Below are 23629 nucleotides of genomic sequence, written 5' to 3'. Positions count from 1 at the left end.
GATCTCGTGAGGAAGTGGAGGTTAATCGGTCAATTATAAAGATCGAGCCCACTTGGGTAAACCGCTCCCGATGCCCACGGGCATCGGAAGGATGAAAGGTGAAGGATGAATACGCCTTCCAAGTATCCTGAAACCTACGAGTCTTTGCGCCCGTTACCCGGAGCACCGAATGACAGTCACCGATCGCGACATCTTCACCGTCACCCGCCTCAACCAGGCCGTGCAGAGCCTGCTGGAGGGGACCTTCCCGCTCATCTGGGTGGAAGGTGAGCTCTCCAGCGTGTCCCGCCCGGCCTCGGGGCACCTGTATTTCACCCTCAAGGACAGCGGCGCCCAGGTGCGCTGCGCCCTGTTCCGCAACCGGGCCCAGCTGCTGCGCTTTCGGCCCGCCGACGGCATGCAGGTGCTGGTGCGCGCCCGGGTGGGACTCTACGCCCCCCGGGGGGACTACCAGCTCATCGTGGAGCACATGGAAGAAGCCGGCGACGGCGCCCTGCGCCGGGCCTTCGAGGAACTCAAGCAGCGCCTGGAACGGGAGGGTCTGTTCGATGCCGGGCACAAGCAGCCCCTGCCCCGCTTCCCGCGACGCCTGGGGGTGATCACCTCGCCCACGGGTGCGGCCATCCGGGACATCCTGTCCGTACTGCGCCGGCGCTTCCCGGGCCTGCCGGTGCTCATCTACCCGGTGCCGGTGCAGGGTGCTGCGGCCGCCCCGGCCATCGCCGAGGCCCTGCGCACGGCCTCGGCGCGCAAGGACTGTGACGTGCTGATCCTGGCCCGGGGCGGCGGCTCCCTGGAGGACCTCTGGGCCTTCAACGAGGAGATCGTGGCCCGGGCGATCCACGACTGCGAGATCCCGGTGGTCAGCGGCGTGGGCCACGAGGTGGACGTCACGATCGCGGACCTGGCCGCCGACCTGCGCGCCGCCACACCCTCGGCGGCCGCGGAACTGGTCAGCCCCCTGCGCGATGAATGGCTGCTGCACGTGGAGCGCCAGCGGCGCCTGCTGGTGGAACGCATACAGCGGGGACTGCAGCACCAGGCCCTGAAACTGGACAATCTGGAACGGCGTCTGCGTCAGCAGCACCCCGAGCGGCGCCTGCAGAACCAGGCCCAGCGGGTGGACGAACTGGAACGCCGTCTGGCACTCGCCATGCAGCACCGCCTGCGCCACCGGGAATCCCGTCTGGCCAGGCTCCAGGACCGGCTGCAGCACCGCTCCCCCGCCCGGGCCCTGGAGCGCCTGGAGGCCCGCGGGACCCAGCTGCGTCTGCGCCTGGACAGCGCCCTGCGCCGGCGCCTGGACCGCTTCGAGGCACGCCTCGCCGCTGCCGGCCGGGCACTGCATTCCGTGAGCCCCCTGGCCACCCTGGGCCGGGGCTACAGCATCCTCACCACGGCCGAGGGTCAGGTGATCCGGGACGCGTTCCAGGTGCAGGTGAACGACCGGGTGGAGGCAAGACTGGGGAAGGGAAGACTGAGTTGCACGGTCGTTACCAGGTACGAAGGGTGAATTGGGAAGTGCGAAGTAAAGCCTTTCATTCCCACTTCCAAATTCCCACTTCGCACTTCAACCCCACTGTTTCATCTGCTCCACAGTGAGATACCCCCCCTCCACCGCCGGTCCCGCCAGCACCGTGCACGGGCTGCCCGGCTCGCCGAACTGGTCCAGCACCAGCAGGGCGCCGGTGAAGTCCTCGTCCCGGGTGTAGCCGTTGACGGTCACGATGGTGCGCAGACCGGCACCCACGGAGGAGCGGACACCGTTGGCGGAGTCCTCGAAGGCCAGGCAGGCCTCGGCGGGCAGGCCCAGGTGACGCAGGGCGTACTCGAAGATGTCCGCGGCGGGCTTCTTGGCGGGCACCACGTCACCGGCGGCGATCACCGAGAACCACTCCACCGACTCCCGCCCCAGGGTGGATTCCAGCAGGTAGACCACGTTGGCCGGCGTGGTGGTGGTGGCGATGGCAAGCTGCAGCCCCGCCGCCCGGGCCTCGGCCAGCAGCCGGGCCACGCCGGGGCGCAGGGGGATGGCGCCGTCCTTGAGCATGTCCAGATAGTGGCGGGTCTTGGCCTTGTGCAGCTCGGCGATGAACTCGTCCAGCGCCGCGGGGCGCTCGAAGGCGGTGTTGTAATGATCCAGGTAGTGGCGGATGCGCTCCTTGCCCCCGGTGACCGCCAGCAGCTTGCCGTACAGGGCCTCGTCCCAGTCCCAGTCCAGGCCGGCCTCCCTGAAGGCCGCATTGAAGGCCACCCGGTGGCCGTCCCGCTCGGTGTCGGCGAGGGTACCGTCCACGTCGAAAATCAGTGCGCGCAATTCACTCACGATGGGCTCCGGGGCAGGGTTTGTTCAGTGGCAAGTGGCAAGGGACAAGGGGCGAGGAGTAAGGGGTAGGGGCAAAGGACAAGCAAGCAGCATTATTCCTAGAAAACGATAGAACATCGAGAGGATTCTAACTCCGAAATCCGCGATCGACACCTCGATCGCGGATTTCGGGGGCTTCATCGTGCTTGCGCCTGTCATGGTTCTCTGTTAATAAAGCACGCTTTTCAGGACTCAGGAGATAGTGCCCATGGCCTCCAAGAAGACCACGGCCGCCAAGCCCGCCACCATGTCGCTGCCCGTCAGCGGCATCGCCCCCTACAAGGAAAAGAAGGGCGAGGAGTACATGAACAAGGATCAGAAGGAGCACTTCCGCAAGATCCTGCTGGCATGGAAACAGGAACTCATGGAAGAAGTGGACCGCACCGTGGGCCACATGAAGGAGGACGCCGCCAACTTCGCCGATCCCGCCGACCGGGCCACCCAGGAAGAGGAATTCAGCCTGGAACTGCGCACCCGCGACCGCGAGCGCAAGCTGATCAAGAAGATCGACGAGGCCCTGAACGACATCGAGTCCGGCGACTACGGCTACTGCGAGGCCTGCGGCATCGAGATCGGCATCCGCCGCCTGGAGGCCCGCCCCACCGCCACCCTGTGCATCGATTGCAAGACCCTGCAGGAGATCAAGGAGAAGCAGATGGCTTGAAGGCAGTGGCTAGTTGCAAGTGGCTAGTCTCAAGGGTTAAAAACGAAAGGCGCCTGCGGCGCCTTTCGTTTTTTGGGGTTCCTTGCCACTTGAGACTAGCCACTTGCCACTCGCCCCATCACCACTGAACCCCCAAAACCAGGCACCGCAGTACGTGGGGCGCTTCGCCCCCTCCCCCACCGGCCCCCTGCACTTCGGCTCCCTGGTGGCCGCGCTGGCCTCGTGGCTGGATGCCCGGCGCCAGGGCGGACGGTGGATGCTGCGCATCGAGGATCTGGACCCGCCACGGGAGGTGCCGGGGGCGGCGGATGCCATCCTGCGCACCCTGGAGGCCTTCGGCCTGAACTGGGACGGGCCAGTGCTCTACCAGAGCAGCCGGCTGGAGGCCTATTGGGCCGCCCTGGATGAGCTGCGCGCCGCGGGGCATGCCTACGACTGCGGCTGCTCCCGCCGGGAGATCGCCGAGGCGGGGCCGCCCGGACTGGACGGCCCGGTCTATCCCGGCACCTGCCGCGCGGGCCTGCCCCCGGGCAAGGCCGCCCGCGCAGTGCGCCTGCGCACCGAGGCCGGCGAGATTTCATTCTCAGACCGGATGCAGGGGCCGATCCGCCAGGACGTGGCCCGGGAAGTGGGCGACTTCGTCATCCGCCGGGCCGACGGCTACTTCGCCTACCAGCTGGCGGTGGTGGTGGACGACGCCTTCCAAGGCATCACCCACGTGGTGCGCGGCGCCGACCTGCTGGACTCCACCCCCCGCCAGATCCTGCTGCAGCGCCTGCTCGGCCTACCCACGCCCGACTACCTGCATCACAGGCTGGTGCTCACCCCCGAGGGCGAGAAGCTCTCCAAGCAGACCCACGCCCCGGCGGTGGATGACACGAATCCCGTCCCGACCCTGATCCGCGCCCTGGAATTCCTGGGCGAGCCGGCACCCCGGCCGGCCGACATCCGCTCGCCGGAAGAGATCCTGGACCACGCGCTCAACAAAATCAGCCCGTAGTTCTAGCCCGCATATCTCACCACCCTTCTACTGCGGCCGCCGATCTGCTCGCTGTGCTTATCCGGCCTACGGACTGGGCGCTCCCACACTAAGAAGGGAGAATTGGGAAGTGGGAAGGAAACCACCCTCACCCTGGCCCTCTCCCTGATGGAGAGGGGGTGAACTGCAGTTGTTCGTTCCTCTCACCTCTCACCTCTCACCTCTCACCTCTCACCTCTCACCTCTCACCTCTCACCTCTCACTTCTCACTTCTCACTTCTCACTTCTCACTTCTCACTTCTCACTTCTCACTTCTCACCCCCGTTTTTTTCATTCCGTAACCCCCCCCCCCTCCCCAGGCCCGCCATGGACAAGACCCTGCTGCTGTTCCTGTTCGGCCTGCTGCTGTTCGCCTCGCCCCTAGTGGCCTGGTGGGCCTCCCCGGGGAGCCACTGGCTGCTGCCCTATGGCCTCTGGGCCCTGCTGATCGGGCTCATCGCCCTGGTGACCCATCGGCATGAACGCTGAACTGGGCATCCTCTATGCCGTGGGCGTGGCCTACCTGGCCCTGCTGTTCTTCATCGCCCACGCCACCGAGAAGGGCTGGTTCCCCGACGCCCTGGTGCGCCATCCCCTGGTCTACGCCCTGTCCCTGGGGGTTTACGCCACCTCCTGGAGCTTCTACGGCAGCGTCGGCTTCGCCGGCGAACAGGGCTACAACTTCCTCACCATCTACCTGGGGGTGACCCTGGCCTTCGCCCTGGCCCCGGTGCTGCTGGCGCCGATCCTGCGCCTGGTGCGGGACTACCAGCTCACTTCGCTCGCGGACCTGTTCGCCTTCCGCTACCGGCACCAGTTCACCGGCGTGCTGGTGACCCTGTTCATGCTCGCCGGCGTGTTGCCCTACATCGCCCTGCAGATCAAGGCGGTGACCGAATCCGTGGCGGTGCTCACCCAGGAGGCCCCGCCCCACCTGCTGGCGCTGGGCTTCTGCGCCACGCTGAGCCTGTTCGCCATCCTGTTCGGGGCACGGCACATCACCCCCCGGGAGAAGCACGAAGGCCTGGTAATGGCCATCGCCTTCGAGTCGGCGGTCAAGCTCATCGCCCTGCTCATGGTGGGCGTGTTCGCCCTGTTCGGCATCTTCGGCGGCCCCGCGGCCCTGGGGGAATGGCTCCTGGAACACCCGGAGGCCATCGAGGCCCTGTACGCCCCGGTGCGCGAGGGGCCGTGGATGACCTTCATGCTGCTGGCCTTCGCCGCCGCCTTCCTGCTGCCGCGCCAGTTCCACATGATCTTCGTGGAGAACATGGAGCCGAGGGCCCTGCGCGTGGCGGCCTGGGCCTTCCCCTTGTTCCTGCTGCTGCTCAACCTGCCCATCCCCCTGATCCTCTGGGCAGGGCAACAGGCCCAGGTGGCCACGGTGCCCGACTACTACGTGCTGGGCCTGTCGGTGGAGCACGGCTACGGCTGGGCGGTGTTCACCTTCATCGGCGGCGTCTCCGCCGCCAGCGCCATGATGATCGTCACGACGCTGGCCCTGGCGGCCATGTGCCTGAATCACCTGATCCTGCCGGCCCGCTACCAGAACCAGGCCCTGCCCCGCCGCAACCTCTACACCTGGCTGCTGTGGGGTCGTCGCATCCTGATCGTGCTGATCATCGCCCTGGGCTACGTGTTTTACCGGCTGATGGAATTTCACCAGAGCCTGGCCCAGATCGGCCTCATTTCCTTCGTCGCCGTGGCCCAGTTCCTGCCCGGCCTCATGGGCCTGCTGTTCTGGCCCCGGGCCACCCGCTGGGGCTTCATCGCCGGGCTCGCCGGCGGCATCACCGTCTGGGCGCTGGCCCTGATCGTGCCCCTGCTGCAGCAGTCGGGACTCATGCCCGGCCAGCTGGAACTGCAGGCCTGGTTCCGCGCCACGGAACAGAACCACTGGGCCTTCGCCACCTTCTGGTCCCTGGCGGTGAATGCGGTGCTGTTCGTGGCCGGCTCCCTGCTCACCCGGCCCAGCCCCGAGGAGACCGAGGCGGCGCTCGCCTGCCGCCGCGAGCAGATGGAACCGCCCCGGGGACAGCTGGAGGTGCGCAGCGTGCAGCATTTCGAGGAACAGCTGGCCCAGACCGTGGGTCCGCAGACCGCCGCCCTGGAGGTGAGCCGCGCCCTGGCGGACCTGGGGCTGAAATCCGACGAGACCCACCCCGGTGAACTGCGCCGCCTGCGTGAACGCCTGGAGCGCAACCTCTCCGGCCTCATGGGCCCGCTGCTGTCGCGCATGATCGTGGACCACCGCCTGCGGGTGGACCCCCACACCCAGATGGCCCTGGCCGAGAGCCTGCGTTACGTGGAGGAGCAGCTGGAGCACTCCAACGTGCGCCTGCAGGGCCTGGCGGCGGAGCTGGACACCCTGCGCCGCTACCACCGCCAGGTGCTGCACGAATTGCCCCTGGGGGTCTGCTCCCTGACCCCGGGCGGTGAGATCATCATCTGGAACAGCGCCATGGGACTGATCTCGGGCATCCCCAGCCGCGACGCCGTGGGCCAGGAACTGCGCCTGCTGGGCGACCCCTGGCACGGCATCCTGCGCGGCTTCCTGCAGGGCGACGACAAGCACCTCTACAAGCTGCAGATCAACCTCCAGGGCCGCAGCCGCTGGATCAACCTGCACAAGTCGGAGATCGAGGCCCCGGGGGCCCTGAACCCCGGCGCCGTGGTGGGCGGCACCGTGATCCTGGTGGAGGACCTCACCGAACTGCACACCCTGGAGAGCGAGGTGGCCCACAACAACCGCCTGGCCTCCATCGGCCGGCTGGCCGCCGGGGTGGCCCACGAGATCGGCAATCCGCTCACCGGCATTGCCTCCCTCGCCCAGAACCTGCACTACGAGCCCGACGAGTCGGAACGCGAACTGAGCGCCCAGCAGATCCTCGAGCAGACCCGGCGCATCAACAACATCGTGCAGAGCCTGATCACCTTCAGCCACACCGGCGAGGTGCCCAGCACCGCCATGGGCGCGGTGGACATCAAGATCTGCGTGGACGAGGCCATGCAGCTGGTGCAGCTGAGCGACACCGCCCGGAAGCACCTGTTCGAAAACCGCCTGCCCCCGGGCATCACCGTGCGCGGCAGCCACCAGAAGCTGCTGCAGGTGTTCGTCAACCTGATCAACAACGCCATGCAGGCCTCGGGCCCCGGCGACCGCATCCGCATCCAGGGCGAGACCGCGGCAGGCTTCGCCGAGATCCTGGTGGAGGACGAAGGGACCGGCATCCCCGAGTCCCTGCTCGACCGGGTCTTCGAACCCTTCTTCACCACCAAGCCGCCGGGCGAGGGCACCGGGCTCGGCCTGTCCGTGGTCTACAGCATCATCCAGGACCACGGCGGCGCCGTGTACGTGGACAACCTGCCCCAGGGCGGCGCCTGCTTCACCCTTCGCCTGCCCCTGAGCACTGCACCGGGCACGACGCCCAGGCTGCGCGCCAGCGGCTGACACATACCCATACACGAACCCATTGAAAGGCCATGAAACGCATACACATCGTCGAGGATGAAGAGGTCATCCGCCGCGCCCTGCACCGGCTCCTGGAGCGGGAGGGCTACCAGGTCAGCGCCAGCGCCACCCTGGGCGAGGCTCGCGCCGCCTGCCAGGACGGGGTCGACCTGGTGATCAGCGATCTGCGCCTGCCCGACGGCGAGGGCACCGCCATGGTGGAGGCCTGCCCGGACACCCCGGTGCTGATCATGACCAGCTACGCCAGCGTGCGCTCCGCCGTGGAAGCCATGAAGCAGGGCGCGGTGGACTACATCGCCAAGCCCTTCGACCACGACGAGATGCTGCTGTGCGTGGACCGCATCCTCAAGCAGCGCCGCCTGGAACAGGAAAACGCCCGGCTGCGCGAGGACCTGGAGGCGGTCTACCCGGTCAAGGGCATGGTGGGCCACTCCCCGGCCATGCGCGCCGTGTGCGCCACCGTGGAAAAGGTGGCCCCCACGGACACCACGGTGCTGATCCGCGGCGAGTCCGGCACCGGCAAGGAGCTGGTGGCCCGGGCCCTGCACGACAAGAGCCCCCGGGCCCGGGCACCGATCATCGCGGTCAACTGCGCCACCATCCCCGAGGGCCTGGTGGAGTCGGAACTGTTCGGCCACGAAAAAGGCGCCTTCACCGGCGCCGCCCGCACCCACCGGGGCCTGGTGGAGGCCGCCGACGGCGGCACCCTGTTCCTGGACGAGATCGGCGAACTGACCCCCGCCGCCCAGTCCCGGCTGCTGCGCGTGCTGCAGGACGGCGAGATCCGCCGGGTGGGCGCCACCGACAACCGCCGGGTGGACGTGCGCCTGGTGGCCGCCACCCACCGGGACCTGGAGCAGATGGTGCGCGACGGGCGCTTCCGGGATGACCTCTACTACCGGCTCAAGGTCATGGAGATCACCCTGCCGCCGCTGCGGGACCGGCGCGAGGACATCCCCGTCCTGGCCCGCTTCCTGCTCGACAAGGCCTGCCAGCGCCTGCGTCGCAGCCCGCCGGAGATTACCGACGAGGCCCTCTCGGCGCTGACACGCCACCACTGGCCCGGCAACGTGCGCGAACTGGAAAATGCCATCGAACGGGCCGTGATCCTGGCCGACGGCCAGGACATCACGGCCCAGCACCTGGCCCTGTCCGGCCAGGAGCAGGCCGGCGCTGGCGCCGAGTTGAGCCTCGACGACTACTTCCGCCAGTTCGTGCTGGACAACCAGGGCCACATGACCGAGACCGAGCTGGCCAAGCGCCTGGGCATCAGCCGCAAGGCCCTGTGGGAGCGCAGGACGCGCATGGGGATACCCCGCAAGGCGGGGTAAGTGGCTAGTGGCAAGAAAAGCACTGGTCACTCGTGGAACGCAATCACCACGTCTTCCACACCGGAAATGGCCGTGAACAGGGCACGACTGAGGCGCTCCAGGAGGAGCGCCTGGGGTTCGTCCACCACACCGAACTCGGCGATCAAACCGCCTTCCTTGCCTTCATGCTCGTAAACGAGCACATGATCCGGCTGGCTGCTCAAACCCTCCACGACACCGCGCAATTGCAGTTGCTGCTGTTCGTTGACCGGACCACGGCTGATGAGATGGGCCTTGACGTGCATTGCAATCCCCCGGGGCAGCTTGATGGAATGACCCACTGGGTAAGCTAAACCCCGTTCATGACAGCCGGATGTCGCCACCGACCCACCCGCCGTCAACTACACTCAGTCCAGATCCTGTCATGAGGAAATGTCGCCATGACCACGATGCTGCCTGACGCCATCGAACGAGAACGGGAAACCCTGCTGGAGGCCTCCCTGAACCTGCTGCGCCGGCAGGGCTTCGAGCAGTTCGAGGCCCACGAATTGCCCGGACATCCACAACCGGAGCCGGTGACCGTGCCGGTGCTCAACATCCATATCACCCCCGATCTGCGCGCCTTTCATCCCGAACAGGGCACCCTGCTCGGCGTGGTGGAACCGGAGACGGATCTGGGCGAGGAGGCCTGCGGTCGCCGCTGGCAGGGGCTGGCCGCCTGGGCGGAGAAACACCATGCCCGGCTGCAGGTCTTTGTCCACGAGGAAGACAAGACCCGCGCCCGGGACATCGCGCGCCACTGGCACCTGGACGAGGCCATCATCCAGCCGGTGCCGAGGCACTGATTCAAGGCGATTCAAAGGGGCAGATTCAAAATTCAAAGGGAATGCCCGCCGTGACAGTTTTGAATCTTGAATTTTGAATTGCGTCCCGCCCGTTACCTTCAGTAACAATTTGTTACCCCAGGTAACACCTGCAGCCCATCACGGAGGGCCAAGCTGCTGATTTACAGGGAAACACTCGCCCGGCATGGAACCTGCATTTTGCTATGGAATTCCACCCAGGTCCTGCCATGAGCGAGCCGAGCCACAACCACGCAGAAGCACACGATCGCCAGGCGGGCGTCCTGCTGCCGGTGCTCGAGTTCCTGCGTCGCCATGCGCCCTTCGACCAGATGGAGTCGGAGCACCTGGAATTCCTGGCCAAGCGGCTCAAGCTCACCTTTTACGCCCGGGGCGAGAAGATCACCGACCCCAAGGGCGGTCCCGCCTCTCGCTTCTACATCATCAAGCAGGGCCGGGTGCGGGGGGAGACCCCCAGCGAGGACGAACAGATCTCCGGCAACGCCTGGGAACTGGTGCCCGGGGAATGCTTCCCCATCGGCGCCCTGCTCTCCCGCCGCCCGGTGCGCACCGTGCACCGGGCCGCCGAGGACACCTTCTGTTTCGAGCTGGAGCGCGAAGACTTCCTGCAGCTCAACAAGCTCTCCCCGGAATTCAACGACTTCTGCACCCGCCGCCTGGCGAGCCTGCTGGACCAGGTACATCGCCAGGTGCAGGCCAGCGCCGCCACCACCGGCCCCGGCGGTGACACCTCCCTGAACATCACCCTCGGCGAGCGCCTGCGCCGTGAACCGGTGTCCTGCCTGCCCACCACGCCCATCCGCGAGGCCCTGGAGACCATGGAGCGGGAGAACGTGGGCAGCATCGTGATCGTGGACGAGCACATGCACCCGCTGGGCGTGTTCACCCTGCACGACCTGTTGTCCCGGGTGGCCCTGCCGGGCCGCGGCATGGACGAACCCATGGGTGAGGTGATGAGCCCGGAGCCCATCACCCTGCCACCCTCGGCCTTCGCCTTCGAGGCCGCCATGCTCATGGCCAACCACGGCTTCCACCACGTGTGCGTGGTGGAGCGCGGCCGCCTCAAGGGGGTGATCTCGGAGCGTGACCTGTTCTCCCTGCAGCGGGTGGGCCTGGTGAATCTGAGCCGCGCCATTGCCCACGCCGACGACATCCCAGCTCTGGCCGCCCTGGGGGGCGACATCCAGCAGCTGATCACCCAGATGATCGCCCAGGGCGCCCAGGTGGCGCAGATCACCCAGATCATCACCCTGCTCAACGACCACATCACCCGCCGCATCATCGACATCTGCACCCGGGAGTTCCCGCCCCCGCCGGTGCCCTTCACCTGGATGGCCTTCGGCAGCGAGGGGCGCCAGGAACAGACCCTCAAGACCGATCAGGACAACGGCATCATCTTCGAGGTCCCCGAGGGCAAGTCCGCCGAGGACATCCGCCAGGCCCTGCTGCCCATCGCCCGGCGCATCAACGAGGCCCTGGACCAGTGCGGCTATCCCCTGTGCCCCGGCAACATCATGGCCAGCAATCCGGAATGCTGCCTGAGCACGACGGAGTGGCGCGAACGCTTCTCCCGCTGGGTGGAGGGCGGCAACCCGGAGCACCTGCTCAAGGCGAGCATCTTCTTCGACTTCCGCACCATCGAGGGCGACAGCCGCCCGGTGGAGGCCCTGCGCCACTGGCTGACCAGCAAGATGGCGGGCAATTCCCGCTTCCTGCACCTCATGGCGCGCAATGCCCTGCTCAACCGCCCGCCCCTGGGCCTGGTGCGCGATTTCGTGGTCTCCGACGACGCCAAGCACCCCAACACCCTCGATCTCAAGCTCCAGGGCCTGACCCCCTTCGTGGACGGCGCGCGTATCCTGGCGCTGGCCCATCGCATCGAGGAGACCTCCACCCTGGAGCGCCTCAATGCTCTGGCCCGCAGCCAGCACATCACCCAGGGCGAGGCCCAGTCCTGGATTCAGGCCTTCAGCTACATCCAGTTGCTGCGCATGCGCCAGCACCGGCGCCAGCAGGCCGCGGGTGAAACGCCCAGCAACCGGGTCAACCCGGACACCCTGAGCGAACTGGACCGGCGCATCCTCAAGGAGGCCTTCCGCCAGGCGCGCAAGCTGCAATCGCGCATCACCCTGGACTACCAGCTATGAGTTTCCTGAGCACACTGTTCGGCAGCCGACCCCGCCTCGACCCGGGCATCGAGGACCGCCTCGCCCGCTGGCGCGCCCTGCCGGAACCCTCGGCCCGCACCAGCCTGGACGAGGCCCGCTTCGTGGTCATCGACGTGGAGACCACCGGCCTTGACCTCAGCCGCAGCGAACTGCTGTCCGTGGGTCTGGTGCCGGTGGGGCCCCATGGGATTGAACTGGGCGGCCTGGACGAGATCGTCCTGCGCCGCGAGGTGACCCGCATCGACAAGGACAACCTGGTGGTGCACGGCATCTCGCCCACGGAATCCGCCGCCGGCGTGGATGTCCACGAGGCCCTCGCCAGCGTGCTGGAACACATCGGCAAGTCCTGGCTGGTAGCCTTTCATGCGGACTTCGACCGCATCATCCTGGGCCGTACCCTGCGCAAACAGCTGGGCGTGAAACTGCGCAACCCGTTCCTGGATCTGGCCATGCTGCTGCCCGCCCTCTACAGCGACGGCACCGCAGGCCTCAAGGGCCTGGACGACTGGCTCGGCCATTTCGCCATCCCCTGCCCGGTGCGCCACCGGGCCTCGGCAGACGCCCTGGTGACGGCAGAACTGCTGCTCTTGGCACTGGCCGAGGCACGGCGCCAGAACCACACCGAACTCAGGGCCCTGGACGACCTGGCACAGACCCAGGCAAAGCTGCACCTGATGCGCCACTAGGATTCAAGGCTTTATTGAAATTCAAACAAAAAGGGAGGAAACAGCCACAACAAGCACACCCACATTCAGGAGGACGTCTGATCATCACAACACGGAACACGTTGGCACATAACAAGACGTTTGATTCATAAACACTCGCACAGGAAGGAGTCACACAATGACACTCGACTTGGCACAAAGAGAGGCGCATTGGCGGAAGACCCGCAACCTGATGGTCGTACACCTGGTCATCTGGTTCATCTTCTCCTTTGTGGTCCACTGGTTCGCCGCACCGCTGAACAACTTCAGCCTGTTCGGCTGGCCGTTGGGCTATTACATGGCAGCACAGGGGGCGCTGGCAGTCTTCGTGATCCAGCTCTTTTTCTTCAACCGTCAGCAGCACGCCATCGACCTCGAGTTCGGCGTTGCTGAAGACGAATAAGGGAGAGCGCTCACATGGGTATGCAATGGGAAGGTAAAACCTTCGTCGAGAACCTGCCGAAGATCTACGGTGTGTACACCGGCGGATTCCTCGCATTCTTTTTCCTGATGGCCTTTTTTGAACAGCTGGGCATGGGCGCCGACACCATCGGCATCCTGTTCGTGGCGTTCACCATCGGCATCTATGCGTTCATCGGCATCCTGTCGAGAACCATGGCAGTGGAGGCCTACTACGTAGCCGGACGCAGCGTGCCCCCGGTGTTCAACGGCATGGCCACTGCGGCGGACTGGATGTCCGGTGCGTCCTTCGTGGCCATGGCCGGCGGCATCTTCATGGGTGGCCATGGCTACATGGCCTTCGTGGTGGGCTGGACCGGTGGCTACATCCTGGTGGCCACGCTGATGGCGCCGTACCTGCGCAAGTTCGGCTGCTACACGGTGCCGGACTTCATCGGTACCCGCTACGGCGGCAAGCTGACCCGCTTCGCGGCGATCCTGGTGCTGGTGGTGGCCTCCTTCACCTACGTGACCGCGCAGATCACCGCGACCGGCACCATCGCCGCCCGCGCCCTGCAGATCCCGTTCGCCGTGGGTGTGTGGTTCGGTCTGGCCGGTATCCTGGTGTGCTCCATGCTGGGTGGCATGCGCGCGGTGACCTGGACCCAGGTGGCCCAGTACATCGTGCTGATCATCGCCTACCTGATCCCGATCTTCTGGATGTCCATGGCCCAGGGCTTCGGCCCGCTGCCGCAGCTGATGTACGGCCCGGCTGTGGAACGCATCATGGAACTGGAGCCGGTGATCGGTGTGGGTACCCTGACCGCCCAGGAGTCGATACGTGGCCTCTCGACGCTGACCCAGCTGCATGCCACGCCGCGTGAAGGTGCCATGGCTGCCTGGCAGTTCGTGACCCTGGTGGCCTGTATGATGATTGGTACGGCTTCCCTGCCGCACATCCTCATGCGCTACTTCACCACGCCTTCCGTGCGTGCGGCTCGTAACTCCGTGGCCTGGTCGCTGTTCTTCATCTTCCTGCTGTACTTCTCGGCCCCTGCTCTGGCCACGTTCAGCAAACTGCAGATGATCGACCCCAACCTGCCCACGGCCATCATCGGTCAGCCCATCGAACAGGTGCTGGCCCTGGACTGGATCCAGAAGTGGAGCGCCATCGGCCTGCTGGCCATCGTCGACAGTAACGGCGACGGCATCCTGCAGATCAACGAGTTCTACCTGAACCCCGACATCATCGTGCTGGCCACGCCTGAAATGGCCGGCCTGCCTTACGTGATCTCGGGTCTGGTAGCCGCGGGTGGTATGGCTGCCGCCATGTCCACCGCCGACGGTCTGCTGCTGGCCATGGCCAACGCCCTGTCCCACGATCTGTACTACAAGATCATCGACCCGAAGGCCGAGACCAGGAAGCGCCTGCTCACCGCCCGTGTGCTGCTGATCGTGATCGGTGCCGGTGGTGCGCTGGTGGCGAGTATGCAGCTCACCGGCATCCTCGGCGCGGTGGCCTGGGCATTCTGCTTCGCCATGTCGGGCCTGTTCTTCCCGCTCGTGCTTGGCGTGTGGTGGAAACGGGCCAACCGGCAGGGCGCGCTGGCAGGTATGCTGGTGGGTCTGTTCGTGGGCTGGTGGTACCTCATCGCGGTGCGTAACCCCGATGCCTGGTACGGCATCTCCGCCCCGTGGCTGGGTCTCAACGACCTGCGCTTCGGCATCGTCGGCATCACCGCGAGCCTGATCGCCATGGTCGTGGTGACCCTGCTCACGCCTGCGCCTGACAAGGAGACCCAGGCCATGGTGGATGAAGTGCGTATCCCGCGGGGTGAGACCATCATCCCCGCCAAGCACTAATCCGGCAGGAATACTGACCCTCGTGGTCAGTGTATGAGGGCCGGGGCGAGGCGACTCGCCCCGGCTTTTTTCTGAACACCCCGTGGGGTACCATCCCTGCCGGGAAACCGGATACGACTATTACTCATGTTGATTGATCAAATTCCCCTCTGGGCAGTCATCCTCGACTACATCCTCGGCATGGTCATGTGGACCCTGATCGGCCGTTCCGGCATGCGTCTGTTCCTGCCCGAGGACAGCAAATTCTTCTTCAGCCGCTTCTTCATCCGGGTCACGGACCCGCTGCTGCGGCTGTTCAGGCCCATCACACCCGGCTTTCTGATCCCGATCATGGTGCCGCTGTACGTGGCCTGGTTCTTCTTCATGATCCGTTTCTACCTGATGCCCTGGCTGCTGGGCTATTCGGTCATGGGCATGCTGTCTTTCCCGCTGGAAGGCGAGATCGCCCGCGGCATCTACTATCTGTTCAGCCAGTTCCTGCACTGAGCACACGCAGGACGCACGCAGACGGGCACGGCTGCGGCATCAGGGAAGTACGAGGGATTGGCTGGCGGACCTGAGGGTCCGGTTGACGGGCTTCAGGGCAGCATGGAGGTGGGCGCGCCGGGACCTGACGGGGCGTTCTCGACCTGGGCGAGCACCGCCTGGGCGTTCAGCAGCTCTCGCATATCCCGCCGAATCTCCTGCCAGTGGAAGCGCACCGAGTTGCGCACGATCTCATCATCGAGCGCCTTCAGTTCCTCGACGATGGGCGCATACTTCACCAGTCCCTCGGGGCTCTCCACGAATACCGACTCGTCGTCGGTCACGTCACGCCAGACACTGGCACGCACCCGTGCCATGACCCGCTCGGCATGGGCGGGGTATTCCTCGCCGGCATCCTCCGGCACGCCCGTCTCGTCCAGGATGGACTGCACCAGTTCCTCCATGAAGCGCCCCACGTCCACGGACGAACCCGGTGCCTTCAGGCGCAGCATCCCGCCCGTATACACCGACAGGTCCGAGAGGCAGGCCAGGAACATGTGCCACTTGGCGATGTTGATGGACACCACGAAGGGATCGTCATCGAACAGCTCCGGATAGCGCATCCCGGCGCGGGTGCGCAGATAGCCATACAGGGAGGTCTGGGCGATGTAGCTTGAGCGGGTCTGCACGAAATGGCGCAACCCGGCCGGGTCGACGATGGGCGCCTTGCTGCGCCGGGCCCCGGCGAAGAGGTATTCGTGCAGGACCTGCCAGAGACCGGTGACGCGGCCGAGAAGCGAGGACTGTGTGGGGGTTCGGGTAGTCATGATCGATGCTGGTTCGCGGCTCTGAATTTGGCGGGCTCGCCCCGGGGCGGCGTTACTCAGCGACCGTAGCGGCAAACCCTGCCCGAGGTCAAGAAACACGCGCCAAACCGGTCCGCAGTCGGCAGCCGGCGTGTTATCCTAGACTAATTCATATGTATGTATCCTTGGCGCCAGCCCCCGGGCTGACGCACCCCATAACAAGACCGGTGAACCGAGCTTTCCCGCAAGCCCTGCATAACACGAGGAGAGAGGCCCATGTCTGAAGTCAAAGTCCACGAGATCCCCGAGGCGTTCGCCGCACAGGCCCACGTCAACGCCCAGCAGTACCAGGAGATGTACCAGCGCTCCGTGGCCGACCCGGAGGGTTTCTGGTCAGAGCAGGCCGACAAATACGTCACCTGGTACAAGAAGTGGGACAAGGTGCTGGACTGGTCCTTCACCGATGATGTGCACATCCGCTGGTTCGAGGGCGCCAAGCTCAACGTCTCCTACAACTGCCTGGACCGCCATCTGGAGACCCGCGGCGATCAGCCCGCCATCATCTGGGAGGGTGATGATCCCAACGAGGACCGCACCCTCACCTACCGGGAGCTGCACGCCGAGGTCAGCCGCTTCGCCAATGTGCTCAAGTCGCGCGGCGTGAAGAAGGGCGACCGGGTCTCCATCTACATGCCCATGATCCCCGAGGCCGCCGTGGCCATGCTGGCCTGCACCCGCATCGGCGCCATCCACTCGGTGGTGTTCGGCGGTTTCTCCCCCGATGCCCTGCGCGACCGCATCCAGGACTCCGACTGCCAGGTGGTGATCACCTCCGACCAGAGCCTGCGCGGCGGCAAGAAGGTGCCGCTCAAGGCCAACGCCGACAAGGCCATTGCCCAGTGCCCCAACGTGCACACCTGCATCGTGGTCAAGCGCGGCGGCGAGCAGGTGAACTGGCACGACGGACGTGACGTCTGGTACCACGAGGCCATGAAGGAGGCCGCCCCCGAGTGCCCGCCGGAGGAGATGGACGCCGAGGACCCGTTGTTCATCCTCTACACCTCCGGCTCCACCGGCAAACCCAAGGGCGTGTTGCACACCACCGGCGGCTACCTGCTGCAGGCGGCCATGACCCACAAGCTGGTCTTCGACTACAAGGACGGCGAGGTCTACTGGTGCACCGCCGACGTGGGCTGGGTCACCGGCCACACCTATATCGTCTACGGCCCGCTGGCCAACGGCGCGCGCTCGCTGATGTTCGAGGGCATCCCCACCTACCCCGACACCGGCCGTTTCTGGCAGGTGTGCGACAAGCACAAGGTCGCCATCTTCTACACCGCGCCCACCGCCATCCGCATGCTCATGGGCGCGGGTGACGACTTCGTCAAGAAGCATAGTCGCAAATCTCTGCGCCTTCTGGGCACGGTGGGCGAGCCCATCAACCCAGAGGCCTGGGAGTGGTACTACCGGGTGGTGGGCGACGAGCGCTGCCCCATCGTGGACACCTGGTGGCAGACCGAGACCGGCGGCCACATGATTACCCCCCTGCCCGGCGCCACCAAGCTCAAGGCCGGATCCGCCACCCATCCCTTCTTCGGCGTGCAGCCGGTGCTGCTGGATGACCAGGGCAAGGAGGTCACCGGCAATCCCGCCACCGGCAACCTGTGCATCAAGCACCCCTGGCCTGGCATGATGCGCACGGTCTACGGCGATCACCCTCGTTTCATCGAGACCTACTTCAAGCTCTATCCCGGCTATTACTTCTCCGGCGACGGCGCGCGCCGGGACGAGGAAGGCTATTACTGGATCACCGGCCGCGTGGACGACGTCCTCAATGTCTCCGGCCACCGCCTGGGCACCGCCGAGATCGAGTCCGCCCTGGTGCTGCATCCCAAGGTGGCCGAGGCCGCCGTGGTGGGCTATCCCCACGAGATCACCGGCCAGGGCATCTACGCCTACGTGACGCTGATGGCCGGCGAGCAGGGCAGCGAGGAGCTGAAGAAGGAACTGGTCAACCTGGTGCGCGAGGAGATCGGGCCCATCGCCAAGATCAACCTGCTGCAGTTCGCCCCGGGCCTGCCCAAGACCCGTTCCGGCAAGATCATGCGCCGCATCCTGCGCAAGATCGCCGCCAACGAACTGGACAACCTGGGTGATACCTCGACCCTGGCCGATCCCAGCGTGGTGGACAACCTGATCGAGAATCGCCTTAACAAGTAGGAAGGCGCAGAGACAAGAGGCAAGTTGCTAGAGACAAGGAAAAGCCCCGGGTTCAGCCCGGGGCTTTTTTGTGGTCCTTTATCGATAATGAGGCGGAACGGCTGGTTCGGCCCGGGCTCGGGCCTCCTACAGTAACCGTAGGCGCGGCGACCCCGCCGCGAACCACCTCAGCCGGCAGCATCTATTCGAAGTCATAGACCGTGGTCTGGCCCGCGATCACCTCTACCACCTCACCTTCAAGCAGACGCACCAGGATCTCCGTCTCGTTGTCATATTCCTCCGGATCATCCTGATCCGCATCGCAGGTAAATGCCGGCAGGTAATACCCCGATGGCAGGAAACCCACCTCGTAGAAGCCATAACCGGCCTCATCCCCTTCCGTCGCGATGCTCACCACGGTGGTGGTCACGGGTGTCCGGTCCTCGGGACCCGTAGAGGCGGATCCACTCATAGCGCCCGGCCGGCACGGTTTCACCGTCCAGCAACACCTCGTGCAGGGAGCCGGTCAGTGCCAGGAGGTCGATCTCCCGGGGTTCCTCAAACAGAAACTCTATCGCAGCACCGGACTCGGGCTTCACGGCAACCCCGGTGAAACTCACCACCACCTTCTCGGCGGAGGCCACCGGCGCATCGGTCACCGACAGGGTCAGCTGCCCCATGCCGCCGGAGGTCCCCCCACCGCCGCCCAGGCAGGCGGTCAGAAGCAGGGCCGAAGCGGCCAGGAGCGCGGATTTGGGTAGGATCGATGTCATGCGACACCTCGCAGTTCAGATGGATTGTCATCACGTAACATAGTCGAGAACCCTGCCCTCAGCCCTGACCACCATCACGTTCCTCGTGCCCCCCCCTCTTGTCTCTTGCATCTTGTATCTTGTATCTCCCTTTCATTGACCCGCCGCCCCCGTCCCGCCTACCATTTCCAACTCACCATTCCACCTTTCCCCCGACCCGCTCACATGACCTACTGCGTCGCCATCGCCCTGGACGAGGGGCTGATCTTTGCCTCCGACTCACGCACCAATGCCGGCGCGGACCAGGTGAGCACCTACAGCAAGATGCACACCTTCGACGTGGAGGGAGAGCGGGTGTTCGTGCTGCTGGCGGCGGGCAATCTGGCCACCACCCAGGCAGTGCTCAACCAGATGCGGCGGGACATGGAGGACGGCGCCGAGGAGAGCCTGTACACCGTGACCCACATGGCCGAGGCAGCCGCCTACGTGGGCCGGCTCAACCGCCAGGAACAGGAAAAGCACACCGATGCCCTGTCCAAGGCGGGCTTCACCCCGGATGCGACCTTCATCCTGGGCGGGCAGATCGAGGGCGAGCCCCCGGAGATCTTCATGATCTACCCCCAGGGCAACTTCATCACCACCTCGTCCCACACGCCCTTCCTGCAGATCGGCGAGAGCAAGTACGGCAAGCCCATCCTGGACCGCATCATCGAGCCCTCCACCCCCCTCGGCGACGCCACCCGCTGTGCCCTGGTGTCCATCGATTCCACCATGCGCTCCAACGTCACCGTGGGTCCGCCCATCGAGGTGCTGATCTACGAGAAGGACAAGCTGGCCTTCGATCATTACCTGTGCCTGGAAGCCGACGACGACTACCTGCTGACCCTCAAGCGGGCCTGGGACGAGAACATCAAGAAGGCCTTCCGGGAACTGCCCCGCTTCGACTGGGAGGCGGCCCAGGGCCGCAAGCGCCGCGGCACCCAGGTGAGCGCGAAAAAGAAGAAGACGGTGAAAAAGAAAAAGTAGGAAGTGGGAATTGGGAAGTACGAATTTCACTTCGTACCTCCCAATTCACACTTCCCACTTCAATCAGCTTTCAGCAGTCACGTCCACCGCCACGCTCAAGCCGTGGCTCTCCCCGCCCCCGTACAGCACCCCCTTGAGCGGCGCCACGTCGGTGTAGTCCCGACCCCAGGCCAGGGTGATGTGGCGATCCATGGGCACCAGGTTGTTGGTGGGATCGAAATCCAGCCAGCCCCGCTCCGGGTCGAACACCGAGAACCAGGCGTGGGAGGCGTCCGCCCCCTGCAGCTTCTCCTGCCCCGGCGGCGGCCGGGTCTCCAGATAGCCGCTCACGTAGCGGGCGGCCAGGCCCATGGCGCGCAGGCAGCCGATGGCCAGGTGGGCGAAGTCCTGACAGACCCCCTTGCGGTGTTCCAGCACGGTCTCAAGCGGGGTGCTGACCGTGGTGAAGCCGGGGTCGTACTCGAAATCCCCGTGGATGCGGGCCATCAGGTCCGTCACCGCCTCGCTCAGGGGCCGACCAGGCCCAAACGAGGGCCGGGCGTAGTCCGCCAGGACCTCCAGGGTGGGGATACGCGGCGATTCCAGCCGGTAGGGACGCGCCTCCAGCATCGCCTCGCTGAGCTCCGTGTCCAGCCGCTGCCGGGCCTCGTCCCAGGGCGTGTCGCGCCCGAGATCCAGCTGCCCGATCTCGGGCAGCACCTCGACCAGGCTCTCCGCCACCACCCGCAGCAGGGTATGGGGCTGCTCGATGGTGAGAAAACTCACCCGGTTGCCGAAGAAATCCTCCCGCTCGCTGCGATAGGCGGCACCCGGTTCGCAGCTCACCGAGGCCTGCACGCAGCGCTGCCGGGTGGTGGAGCGCGGATTGAGCCGGGCCTCGTTGTGGCACAGGCTCACCGTCTCCGGGTAGTTGTATTCGGTCACATGGCGGATGCGGTATCTCATCGCCAACTCAGGACTGCAGCGGATGCTGGCTGTGGGCAAAGGCGAAGTACTGGGCCACCAGGGCCTCGGACGCCTGGCTCAGCAGATAGGCCTGACGGCTCAGCAACTGGTCCAGATCCGTGCGCAGGCCGCTGTCCCCGTGCACCCGGGCCAGGGTGGGAGACTCGGCCAGGCGCAGGGCGCTGAGCGCCTCCACCAGGGGGCGTGCCGCAGCGGACAGCCGGCCGCTGCCCGGCTGATCCGGCAGGGCCCGCACATGTTGCTCCAGGTGCTCCAGCTGGAACAGCAGGGAGCGCGGATTGGCAGGCTCCAGCAAGAGCAGGTCCAGGACCCGCGAAGGCTCCGGCGGCGCCCGGTGGCCGGTACGATAGGCCGCGAGACTCTCGCCCCAGGCCAGCACCGCCTCCAGCAGCAGTCCCTCGGCCACCGACTCGTGGCGGGCCACCAGGGTGGCGCGCAGCAGGTTCGACAGCAGCAGGGCGCGTTCCAGGCGCCGGCCGGCATCCAGGAACAGCCACCCGGTCTGGCGCAGGGTGCTCTCCTGGGCCAGACCCGCCAGGGCCAACAGCCGGGTCACCACCTCGTCCATGGGTTCGCGCAGATGCTCCGGGTCCCTGCTGGCCGGGCAATTCAGGCCGCGGGTCTGGTCGCGCAGGGCCGCAAGCACCCGCCAGCTGTCCCCGGAGACCCGGTCGCGCAGGGCGTAGGCGGACTGGAACAGGGCGTTCAGGGTGAAGTGCAGGCTGCCTGGACGCTGGGCATCGGTGATCAGGGCGCAGAGTTCTGCCTCGGGGGCGGCCAGGCGATCGGGCGCGCCCGGCCCCACGAAACCGGGATAGCAGGTGGTCAGGTGGGTCAGTGCCCTCAGCAGGGTGTGCAGGGCCGCGTCCTCGTGGGGCGCGGGCAGTTCCTGGGCCAGGCGACGGCGTTTGAGGGCCACCCGCAGCAGGCGCAGGGTGGCCTCGGCGCGCTCCGCATAGCGGCCCAGCCAGAACAGGTTCTCCGCCACGCGGCTGGGCAGGGAGGCCTGCATGCCCAGCACCGAGCCCTCGGCCAGGCCCTCGGAGAGCACCGGGCCGGCCACGGGTTCCGGCTCCGAGGCCAGCACCCAGGTGTCCTTGCTGAGCCCCCCTTCCTGGTTGGAGACCACCATGTCCCCGGCCCGGCCCGCCACCCGGGTGAGCCCCCCGGGCATGACCACGTAATCGTCCTCCCGGGCGCACAGGAAGGCGCGCACCGCTCCGTGACGGGCCTCCAGGCCGCCGTCCTCCGCCAGCACGGGCACGGTGGAGAGGCTGACCTGGCCCTGGCCCACGTAACGCTCAGGCCTGGCCTGGATGCGCGCCCTGAGGGCATCCCGTTCGGCCCGGGACAGCAAGGCCGCGAACACCGGCCGGCCAGCCGCCTCGGAGCGGTCTACGGAGCGCACCACCAGGTGGTCCAGGTTGGCCAGCACGTGCGCCCTGCCCTGCCGCTCGCCGCACCACCAGGTGGGCACGCCGGGAAGCAGGGGTTCCTGTCCCAGGAAATGGCGCGCGATGGCGGGCAGGAAGGCGGCCAGGGCCGGGGATTCCAGCAGGCCCGAGCCCAGGGGATTGGCCACCGCCACCCGGCCCCGGCGCACCGCCTCCAGCAGGCCGGCCACCCCGAGCCGGGAGTCCTGGTTCAGGGCCAGGGGATCGCAGAAGGCATCGTCCACCCGGCGCAGGATCACGTCCACCGGCTCCAGGCCGCCCAGGGAACGCAGCCAGACCCGTCCCCCGGAGACCACCAGGTCCTGGCCCTGCACCAGGGTGTAGCCCAGGTAGCCGGCCAGGTAGACGTGCTCGAACCAGGTCTCGTTGAGCGGCCCCGGGGACAGCAGCACCACCCGGGGCTCCACGTCGCGCCGGGGCGAGAGCGCCGCCAGGCGGGCGCGCAGGGCCTGGAAGAAGCCCGTGAGCCGGTGCACGCCCGCATCCCGGTACAGGCTCGGGAACACCCGGGACAGCACCACCCGGTTCTCCAGGGCGTAGCCCGCCCCCGAGGGCACCTGGGTGCGGTCCCCCAGCACCCAGAGCTGGCCGTCGGGACCTCGGGCCAGGTCCGAGGCATAGAGGCTCAGGGCCCGCTCCGGCAGGGGCAGGCTGTCACAGGCGTGCAGGAAGCCCGGCTGGCCGAACACCAGTTCGGGGGGCAGCAGGCCCTTGCGGATCAGGGTGCGGGGACCGTAGAGATCCCGGAGCACCAGGTTGAGCAGTTCCGCCCGCTGGATCAGGCCGGTCTCGATGCCCGCCCACTCGCCGCTGTCCATGAGCATGGGCAACGGGTCCAGGGGCCAGGGCCGTTCCATGCCCTGGGGGTCGGAGTAAACGTTGTAGGTGACCCCGTTGTCCCGCAGCAGCCGCCGCGCCTCCGCGGCCCGGGCAAGCAGCCCGTCGCGCCCCAGGGCCTCCAGGGACTCCATCACCCCCGCCCAGTGGGGCCGGGGCGTGCCCGGCGCCAGGCACAGCTCGTCGTACGCATCCCCGGGGGGCGCGTAGCGCTCATGCAGCAACTGGCTGTCGTCGGGGCTGGCGGACATGGCATCCAAGGATGAAGGATCAAGGATCAAGGATAAACCACATCCTG

General features: G+C 66.5%; 21 protein-coding genes. 14 read left to right on the top strand and 7 right to left on the bottom strand.

Annotation, left to right across the window (positions count from 1 at the left end):
• Positions 1–169: 169 nt before the first annotated feature.
• Positions 170–1513: an exodeoxyribonuclease VII large subunit gene (xseA, locus tag D580_RS0106225; protein WP_018953565.1), complete on the top strand. Its 1344-nt coding sequence runs from the start codon at positions 170–172 to the stop codon at positions 1511–1513.
• 57 nt (positions 1514–1570) lie between these two features.
• Here xseA and D580_RS0106220 read toward each other — a convergent pair whose 3' ends face one another.
• Positions 1571–2326 carry an HAD family hydrolase gene (locus D580_RS0106220; RefSeq protein ID WP_026289759.1) on the bottom strand — a complete coding sequence of 252 codons (756 nt, stop codon included), beginning with the start codon at positions 2324–2326 and terminating at the stop codon, positions 1571–1573.
• Between the two features lie 247 nt (positions 2327–2573).
• Here D580_RS0106220 and dksA point away from each other — a divergent pair, with 247 nt between their 5' ends.
• From dksA to D580_RS0106195, 5 genes are all read left to right on the top strand, one after another.
• Positions 2574–3029: an RNA polymerase-binding protein DksA gene (gene dksA / locus D580_RS0106215; RefSeq protein WP_018953563.1), complete on the top strand. Its 456-nt coding sequence runs from the start codon at positions 2574–2576 to the stop codon at positions 3027–3029.
• Between the two features lie 103 nt (positions 3030–3132).
• Entirely contained in the window at positions 3133–4029 is an 897-nt protein-coding gene (gene gluQRS, locus D580_RS0106210; RefSeq protein ID WP_231363504.1) for a tRNA glutamyl-Q(34) synthetase GluQRS, read from the top strand.
• 345 nt (positions 4030–4374) lie between these two features.
• Complete coding sequence (locus tag D580_RS16690; RefSeq protein ID WP_018953561.1) at positions 4375–4536, top strand: hypothetical protein; 162 nt, start codon at positions 4375–4377, stop codon at positions 4534–4536.
• Positions 4526–7498 carry a sensor histidine kinase gene (locus tag D580_RS0106200; protein WP_018953560.1) on the top strand — a complete coding sequence of 991 codons (2973 nt, stop codon included), beginning with the start codon at positions 4526–4528 and terminating at the stop codon, positions 7496–7498. Before D580_RS16690 ends, D580_RS0106200 begins: the two co-directional genes overlap by 11 nt.
• A gap of 32 nt (positions 7499–7530) precedes the next feature.
• Positions 7531–8850: a sigma-54-dependent transcriptional regulator gene (locus D580_RS0106195; RefSeq protein WP_018953559.1), complete on the top strand. Its 1320-nt coding sequence runs from the start codon at positions 7531–7533 to the stop codon at positions 8848–8850.
• 26 nt (positions 8851–8876) lie between these two features.
• On the opposite strand, the gene D580_RS0106190 is transcribed toward D580_RS0106195, so the two are convergent.
• Positions 8877–9134 (bottom strand): hypothetical protein, encoded by a 258-nt coding sequence (locus D580_RS0106190; RefSeq protein WP_018953558.1) that lies wholly within the window; start codon positions 9132–9134, stop codon positions 8877–8879.
• 135 nt (positions 9135–9269) lie between these two features.
• Between D580_RS0106190 and D580_RS0106185 the strand changes: the two genes are divergently transcribed.
• The 6 genes from D580_RS0106185 to D580_RS0106160 all read left to right on the top strand — a co-directional run bounded on the left by D580_RS0106185 (position 9270) and on the right by D580_RS0106160 (position 15312).
• Complete coding sequence (locus D580_RS0106185) at positions 9270–9674, top strand: hypothetical protein (RefSeq protein WP_018953557.1); 405 nt, start codon at positions 9270–9272, stop codon at positions 9672–9674.
• A 227-nt stretch (positions 9675–9901) separates the two neighbouring features.
• Complete coding sequence (locus tag D580_RS0106180; protein ID WP_026289757.1) at positions 9902–11839, top strand: DUF294 nucleotidyltransferase-like domain-containing protein; 1938 nt, start codon at positions 9902–9904, stop codon at positions 11837–11839.
• On the top strand, positions 11836–12546 hold the full coding sequence (locus D580_RS0106175) for a PolC-type DNA polymerase III (protein WP_018953555.1): 711 nt from the start codon (positions 11836–11838) through the stop codon (positions 12544–12546). The genes D580_RS0106180 and D580_RS0106175 overlap by 4 nt, the downstream gene beginning before the upstream one ends.
• Before the next feature lie 157 nt (positions 12547–12703).
• On the top strand, positions 12704–12967 hold the full coding sequence (locus tag D580_RS0106170) for a DUF4212 domain-containing protein (protein WP_018953554.1): 264 nt from the start codon (positions 12704–12706) through the stop codon (positions 12965–12967).
• Positions 12968–12981: 14 nt separating this feature from the next.
• Complete coding sequence (locus D580_RS0106165) at positions 12982–14826, top strand: sodium:solute symporter family protein (protein WP_018953553.1); 1845 nt, start codon at positions 12982–12984, stop codon at positions 14824–14826.
• 126 nt (positions 14827–14952) lie between these two features.
• A complete protein-coding gene (locus D580_RS0106160; protein ID WP_018953552.1) occupies positions 14953–15312 on the top strand; it encodes a hypothetical protein in 360 nt (119 codons plus the stop codon).
• Between the two features lie 92 nt (positions 15313–15404).
• Here the strand turns inward: D580_RS0106160 and D580_RS0106155 are convergent, their stop codons facing one another.
• Entirely contained in the window at positions 15405–16118 is a 714-nt protein-coding gene (locus D580_RS0106155) for a hypothetical protein (RefSeq protein WP_018953551.1), read from the bottom strand.
• 255 nt (positions 16119–16373) lie between these two features.
• Here D580_RS0106155 and acs point away from each other — a divergent pair, with 255 nt between their 5' ends.
• Positions 16374–18317 carry an acetate--CoA ligase gene (acs, locus tag D580_RS0106150; RefSeq protein WP_018953550.1) on the top strand — a complete coding sequence of 648 codons (1944 nt, stop codon included), beginning with the start codon at positions 16374–16376 and terminating at the stop codon, positions 18315–18317.
• Positions 18318–18498: 181 nt separating this feature from the next.
• Here acs and D580_RS0106145 read toward each other — a convergent pair whose 3' ends face one another.
• Together D580_RS0106145 and D580_RS0106140 are read right to left on the bottom strand one after the other, a co-directional pair.
• Positions 18499–18726: a hypothetical protein gene (locus tag D580_RS0106145; RefSeq protein WP_018953549.1), complete on the bottom strand. Its 228-nt coding sequence runs from the start codon at positions 18724–18726 to the stop codon at positions 18499–18501.
• Entirely contained in the window at positions 18686–19069 is a 384-nt protein-coding gene (locus D580_RS0106140; RefSeq protein WP_018953548.1) for a DUF4382 domain-containing protein, read from the bottom strand. Before D580_RS0106140 ends, D580_RS0106145 begins: the two co-directional genes overlap by 41 nt.
• A 204-nt stretch (positions 19070–19273) precedes the next feature.
• Between D580_RS0106140 and D580_RS0106135 the strand changes: the two genes are divergently transcribed.
• A complete protein-coding gene (locus D580_RS0106135) occupies positions 19274–20074 on the top strand; it encodes a proteasome-type protease (RefSeq protein WP_018953547.1) in 801 nt (266 codons plus the stop codon).
• Positions 20075–20137: 63 nt separating this feature from the next.
• On the opposite strand, the gene D580_RS0106130 is transcribed toward D580_RS0106135, so the two are convergent.
• Positions 20138–21019 carry a transglutaminase family protein gene (locus D580_RS0106130; protein ID WP_018953546.1) on the bottom strand — a complete coding sequence of 294 codons (882 nt, stop codon included), beginning with the start codon at positions 21017–21019 and terminating at the stop codon, positions 20138–20140.
• A gap of 7 nt (positions 21020–21026) precedes the next feature.
• Positions 21027–23582, bottom strand: coding sequence for a circularly permuted type 2 ATP-grasp protein (locus tag D580_RS16970; RefSeq protein WP_018953545.1), 2556 nt, complete (start codon positions 23580–23582; stop codon positions 21027–21029).
• Positions 23583–23629: the final 47 nt, after the last annotated feature.

The organism is Thioalkalivibrio sulfidiphilus (genome assembly GCF_000377945.1).
Lineage (GTDB): Bacteria > Pseudomonadota > Gammaproteobacteria > Ectothiorhodospirales > Ectothiorhodospiraceae > Thioalkalivibrio_A > Thioalkalivibrio_A sulfidiphilus_A.
This window is presented reverse-complemented; position numbering and strand designations above follow the sequence as displayed.

What these genes read in the sequence shown, in the direction of transcription:
- xseA (WP_018953565.1), top strand. Translation starts at nt 170, where the DNA reads ATGACAGTCACCGATCGCGACATCTTCACCGTCACCCGCCTCAACCAG.
- dksA (WP_018953563.1), top strand. Translation starts at nt 2,574, where the DNA reads ATGGCCTCCAAGAAGACCACGGCCGCCAAGCCCGCCACCATGTCGCTG.
- D580_RS16690 (WP_018953561.1), top strand. Translation starts at nt 4,375, where the DNA reads ATGGACAAGACCCTGCTGCTGTTCCTGTTCGGCCTGCTGCTGTTCGCC.
- D580_RS0106200 (WP_018953560.1), top strand. Translation starts at nt 4,526, where the DNA reads ATGAACGCTGAACTGGGCATCCTCTATGCCGTGGGCGTGGCCTACCTG.
- D580_RS0106195 (WP_018953559.1), top strand. Translation starts at nt 7,531, where the DNA reads ATGAAACGCATACACATCGTCGAGGATGAAGAGGTCATCCGCCGCGCC.
- D580_RS0106190 (WP_018953558.1), bottom strand. Translation starts at nt 9,134, where the DNA reads ATGCACGTCAAGGCCCATCTCATCAGCCGTGGTCCGGTCAACGAACAG.
- D580_RS0106185 (WP_018953557.1), top strand. Translation starts at nt 9,270, where the DNA reads ATGACCACGATGCTGCCTGACGCCATCGAACGAGAACGGGAAACCCTG.
- D580_RS0106180 (WP_026289757.1), top strand. Translation starts at nt 9,902, where the DNA reads ATGAGCGAGCCGAGCCACAACCACGCAGAAGCACACGATCGCCAGGCG.
- D580_RS0106175 (WP_018953555.1), top strand. Translation starts at nt 11,836, where the DNA reads ATGAGTTTCCTGAGCACACTGTTCGGCAGCCGACCCCGCCTCGACCCG.
- D580_RS0106170 (WP_018953554.1), top strand. Translation starts at nt 12,704, where the DNA reads ATGACACTCGACTTGGCACAAAGAGAGGCGCATTGGCGGAAGACCCGC.
- D580_RS0106165 (WP_018953553.1), top strand. Translation starts at nt 12,982, where the DNA reads ATGGGTATGCAATGGGAAGGTAAAACCTTCGTCGAGAACCTGCCGAAG.
- D580_RS0106160 (WP_018953552.1), top strand. Translation starts at nt 14,953, where the DNA reads ATGTTGATTGATCAAATTCCCCTCTGGGCAGTCATCCTCGACTACATC.
- D580_RS0106155 (WP_018953551.1), bottom strand. Translation starts at nt 16,118, where the DNA reads ATGACTACCCGAACCCCCACACAGTCCTCGCTTCTCGGCCGCGTCACC.
- acs (WP_018953550.1), top strand. Translation starts at nt 16,374, where the DNA reads ATGTCTGAAGTCAAAGTCCACGAGATCCCCGAGGCGTTCGCCGCACAG.
- D580_RS0106140 (WP_018953548.1), bottom strand. Translation starts at nt 19,069, where the DNA reads ATGACATCGATCCTACCCAAATCCGCGCTCCTGGCCGCTTCGGCCCTG.
- D580_RS0106135 (WP_018953547.1), top strand. Translation starts at nt 19,274, where the DNA reads ATGACCTACTGCGTCGCCATCGCCCTGGACGAGGGGCTGATCTTTGCC.
- D580_RS0106130 (WP_018953546.1), bottom strand. Translation starts at nt 21,019, where the DNA reads ATGAGATACCGCATCCGCCATGTGACCGAATACAACTACCCGGAGACG.
- D580_RS16970 (WP_018953545.1), bottom strand. Translation starts at nt 23,582, where the DNA reads ATGTCCGCCAGCCCCGACGACAGCCAGTTGCTGCATGAGCGCTACGCG.